At 67.2% G+C, this 4,148-nt stretch carries 3 protein-coding genes and 1 pseudogene; all 4 read left to right on the top strand.

Features of this window, described 5'->3' with window-relative positions; genetic code table 11:
- Positions 1-242: pseudogene (locus tag Q1J79_RS08730) on the top strand (hypothetical protein); the annotation flags it as partial.
- 208 nt (positions 243-450) lie between these two features.
- Positions 451-2,397 carry an asparagine synthase (glutamine-hydrolyzing) gene (gene asnB, locus Q1J79_RS08725; RefSeq protein WP_300299299.1) on the top strand — a complete coding sequence of 649 codons (1,947 nt, stop codon included), beginning with the start codon at positions 451-453 and terminating at the stop codon, positions 2,395-2,397.
- A 224-nt stretch (positions 2,398-2,621) separates the two neighbouring features.
- Positions 2,622-3,371 (top strand): electron transfer flavoprotein subunit beta/FixA family protein, encoded by a 750-nt coding sequence (locus Q1J79_RS08720; RefSeq protein ID WP_300299297.1) that lies wholly within the window; start codon positions 2,622-2,624, stop codon positions 3,369-3,371.
- A gap of 2 nt (positions 3,372-3,373) precedes the next feature.
- Positions 3,374-4,148 (top strand): FAD-binding protein (locus Q1J79_RS08715; protein ID WP_300299295.1); only part of this gene is annotated, 775 nt, incomplete at its 3' end.

Genomic DNA, 4,148 nt, shown 5'->3' with positions numbered 1-4,148 from the left:
TGGCGATGCTGGCCTATGCCGAGCAGATCGCCAGAGACGCCTCGAAAATCGGCCCGGCGGATATCGCGCCGTTGCGCAAGGCGGGCTTCAGCGACCGGCAGATCTGCGACATCGCGCTGTGCGCGTCGCTGCGCTGCTTCATCAGCCGCTTCTTCGATGCGGTCGGCGCCGGGCCGGAGGCGGCCTATATCGACGACGACCCGGAATTCCGCGCAGCATTGACCGTGGGCAAGACGCCCTGAGGGATGGCCACGATGCCATGGCTGCCTGTCGGCTGCTGCCTTTTCCACGGGCTGCGATCCCGTGTCGCCCGACACTCCCAGCCGGACATGGCCCCGGATCAAGTCCGGGGTGACGATCTGTGTAAACGCCCACACAGATCGCTTTACGCCGCGCGCCGCCTCGCCTAAACACAAGACGGCCCTCCCCGGCCGATAGGACGAGCTGATCATGTGCGGCATTGCCGGCATTCTGACCTGGCGCGAGACGGCGCCCGAAAGACTGGGCACGCGCATCACGGCGATGACCGATGCCATCGCCTATCGCGGCCCCGATGCCGCCACCGCCTGGCTGGATGCGCCGGCCGGGCTGGCGCTGGGCCATCGCCGCCTGGCCATCGTGGATTTGACCGAAACCGGCGCGCAGCCGATGAGCAGCGCCAATGGCCGCTTCGTGATCTGCTACAACGGCGAGATCTTCAACGCCGCCGAGGTGGCGCGCGAGCTGCCGGGCATCACCTGGCGCGGCCATTCCGACACCGAGGTGCTGCTGGAGGCCTGCGCCGCCTGGGGCGTGGATGCCGCCATCCGCCGCTTCATCGGCATGTTCGCCTTCGCCCTGTGGGACCGCCAGACAAGGCAATTGTGGCTGGTGCGCGACCGGCTGGGCATCAAGCCGGTCTACTGGACGATCCAGGACACGGCGGACGGCAAGGCCTTGCTGTTCGGCTCGGAGCTGAAGGCGCTGACCGCCTATCCGGGCTGGGCGCCGAAGCTGGACCGCCAGGCCTTGGCCGGCTACCTGCGTTTTGGCTATGTGCCGGCGCCGCGCTCGATCCATGCCGGCGTGCACAAGCTGCCGCCCGGGCATATCCTGCGCATCGACCAGGATGGCCGCACCGAGCAGAGCTGCTTCTGGAACCTGCGCGAGATCGCGGCCAACGGCGTGCGCAACCGCGACCGGCGCCCGGAAGCCGAGCAGACCGAGGCTTTGCACGACCTGCTGAAGGATGCCGTGAAGCGCCGCATGATGGCCGACGTGCCGCTGGGCGCGTTTTTGTCGGGCGGCATCGATTCATCGACGGTCGTGGCGCTGATGCAGGCGCAGTCGGATCGCCCGGTGCAGACCTTTTCGATCGGCTTCCGCGAGGATGCCTTCAACGAAGCCGGCCATGCCCGTGCGGTGGCAAAACATCTGGGCACCGACCATACCGAGCTGATCGTCGAGCCCGGGCATGCCTTGAGCGTGATTCCGCGCCTGGCCGAGATGTATGACGAGCCGTTTGCCGATTCCTCGCAGATCCCGACCCATCTGGTGTCGGAGCTGGCGCGGCGCACAGTCACCGTGTCGCTGTCGGGCGATGGCGGCGACGAAATCTTCGCCGGCTATGTGCGCTATCTGGGCATCGACCGGCTGTGGAGCTGGCTCGGGCCGCTGCCCGCCTCCATGCGTGGCATGGGCGCCGGGCTGCTGCAGATGCTGTCGCCCGATGCCTGGGACGCCCTGCTGGCCCCGGTGCCGGCGCGCTACAAGCCGAAATTCCTGGGCGACAAGATCCACAAGGGCGCCGCGATCATGGCCGCGTCCGATCCGGATGCCATGTATGACCGGCTGGTCAGCCAGTGGCCCGATCCGGAGGCGATGCTGCGCGGCTTCGCCGCCCGGGCCCCGGCCGCCGATCCGCGCCTGGCAACCGACCTGCCCGAGACGGTGGCGCGGCTGCGTTATCGCGACATGACCACCTACCTGCCCGACGACATCCTGACCAAGGTGGACCGCGCCAGCATGGCGGTGTCGCTGGAGGCGCGCGTGCCGCTGCTGGACCATCGCGTGGTGGAATTCGCCTGGAGCCTGCCGCCCGACCGCCTGCTGAAAGATGGCACGGGCAAACGCATCCTGCGCAACGTGCTGTACAGATACGTGCCGCGCGACATGGTGGAACGGCCAAAAACCGGCTTCGGTATGCCGGTGGGCGACTGGCTGCGCGGCCCCTTGCGCGACTGGGCGGAAGACCTGCTCTCGGAGCAGCGCCTGAACGCCGACGGCCTGATCGATCCGCGACCCGTGCGCCGGCGCTGGGCCGAGCATCTGGCGGGCAGCCGCAACTGGCAGCACAGCCTGTGGACATTGCTGATGTTCCAGGCCTGGCGGGCGCGCTGGCCGGAAGTGCGCCTCTAGGGACGCGTCAGGCGCGAATTTACGTAACGTCGCAATGACTTGAGTCATGCCTGACGGAGCGGAAACCACGCGTTGCGGTTCGTTGACAGCCCCCGAACCGGGTTATAGTGTGCAGCGCGAAAAACGCATGCGCCCCGTGTCTTTCCGGGTCTTTCTGGGTCTTTCCGGGCCGCGCATCCGTATCGCCGCAGTTTTTTTTGCTCACAAATCAGGATTGGATGTCCATGAAGGTTCTGGTCGCGGTCAAGCGCGTGGTGGACTACAACGTCAAGATCCGCGTCAAGGCGGACAAGACAGGCGTCGACCTCGCCAACGTGAAGATGTCGATGAACCCCTTCGACGAAATCGCCGTCGAGGAAGCCGTACGCATGAAGGAAGCCGGCACGGCGACGGAAGTGATCGCCGTCTCGATCGGCCCGGCCCAGGCGCAGGAAACCCTGCGCACGGCGCTGGCCATGGGCGCCGACCGCGGCATCCTGGTGAAGACCGATGCGGAAGTGCAGCCGCTGGCCGTGGCCAAGCTGCTGGCCAAGATCGCTGAAGCCGAACAGCCGCAGCTGGTGATCGTCGGCAAGCAGGCGATCGACGACGACAGCAACCAGACCGGCCAGATGCTGGCCGCGCTGATGGGCTGGGCCCAGGGCACCTTTGCCAACAAGCTGGCGCTCAGCGACGGCAAGACCACCGTGGTGCGCGAGGTCGATGGCGGCCTGGAGACGGTGGAGCTCAAGCTGCCGGCGGTGGTGACCACCGACCTGCGCCTGAACGAGCCGCGTTATGCCAGCCTGCCCAACATCATGAAGGCGAAGAAGAAGCCGATCGACGAGAAGACGCCGGAGGATTTCGGCGTCGACATCGCGCCGCGGCTGAAGACGCTCAGCGTCGAGGAGCCGCCGAAGCGGTCCGCCGGCATCAAGGTGCCCGACGTGGCGACCCTGGTGCAGAAGCTGAAGACCGAAGCGGGAGTGATCTGAAGATGAGCGTTCTGGTACTCGCTGAACACGACAACGCCTCGATCAAGGCGCCGACCCTGAATACCGTCACCGCCGCGACCAAGATCGGCGGCGAGGTGCATGTGCTGGTGGCCGGCGAGAATTGCGGCGGCGCCGCCGCCGCCGCCGCCAAGATCGCGGGCGTTGCCAAGGTGATCCAGGTCGAGGCGCCGCATTACGCCCATGGCCTGGCCGAGGCGTTGGCGCCGCTGGTGGCCAAGCTCGGCAAGGGCTATGCCGCCATCCTGGCGCCCGAGACCACCTCGGGCAAGAACGTGCTGCCGCGCGTGGCAGCCTTGCTCGACGTGATGCAGATCTCGGGCATCGTCGAGGTGAAGGGCGCCGATACCTTCGTGCGGCCGATCTATGCCGGCAACGCCATGGCGACCGTGCAGTCGTCGGACGCCATCAAGGTGATCACCGTGCGCGCGACCGGCTTCCAGGCCGCCAGCGCCGAAGGCGGCGCGGCCATTGTCGAGAAGGCGGAAGCCGATGCCGATCCGGGCCTGTCGAAATTCCTCGGCCAGGAGCTGCAGAAGTCGGACCGTCCGGAGCTGACCTCGGCCAAGATCATCATCTCGGGTGGTCGCGGCATGGGCTCGGGCGAGAATTTCAAGCTGATCGAGGCGGTGGCCGACAAGCTGGGCGCCGCCGTGGGCGCCAGCCGCGCCGCCGTGGATGCCGGCTTCGTGCCGAACGACTACCAGGTCGGCCAGACCGGCAAGATCGTCGCGCCGCAGCTCTATATCGCGGTCGGCA

This window comes from Ferrovibrio sp. (assembly GCF_029255545.1).
Lineage (GTDB): Bacteria > Pseudomonadota > Alphaproteobacteria > Ferrovibrionales > Ferrovibrionaceae > Ferrovibrio.
Note: the sequence above shows the minus strand (reverse complement) of the source record. Positions and strands in the feature narration are given on the sequence as shown.

Bases quoted from the DNA above. Each gene is read 5' to 3' on its own strand.
- asnB (WP_300299299.1), top strand. From the start codon at position 451: ATGTGCGGCATTGCCGGCATTCTGACCTGGCGCGAGACGGCGCCCGAA.
- Q1J79_RS08720 (WP_300299297.1), top strand. From the start codon at position 2,622: ATGAAGGTTCTGGTCGCGGTCAAGCGCGTGGTGGACTACAACGTCAAG.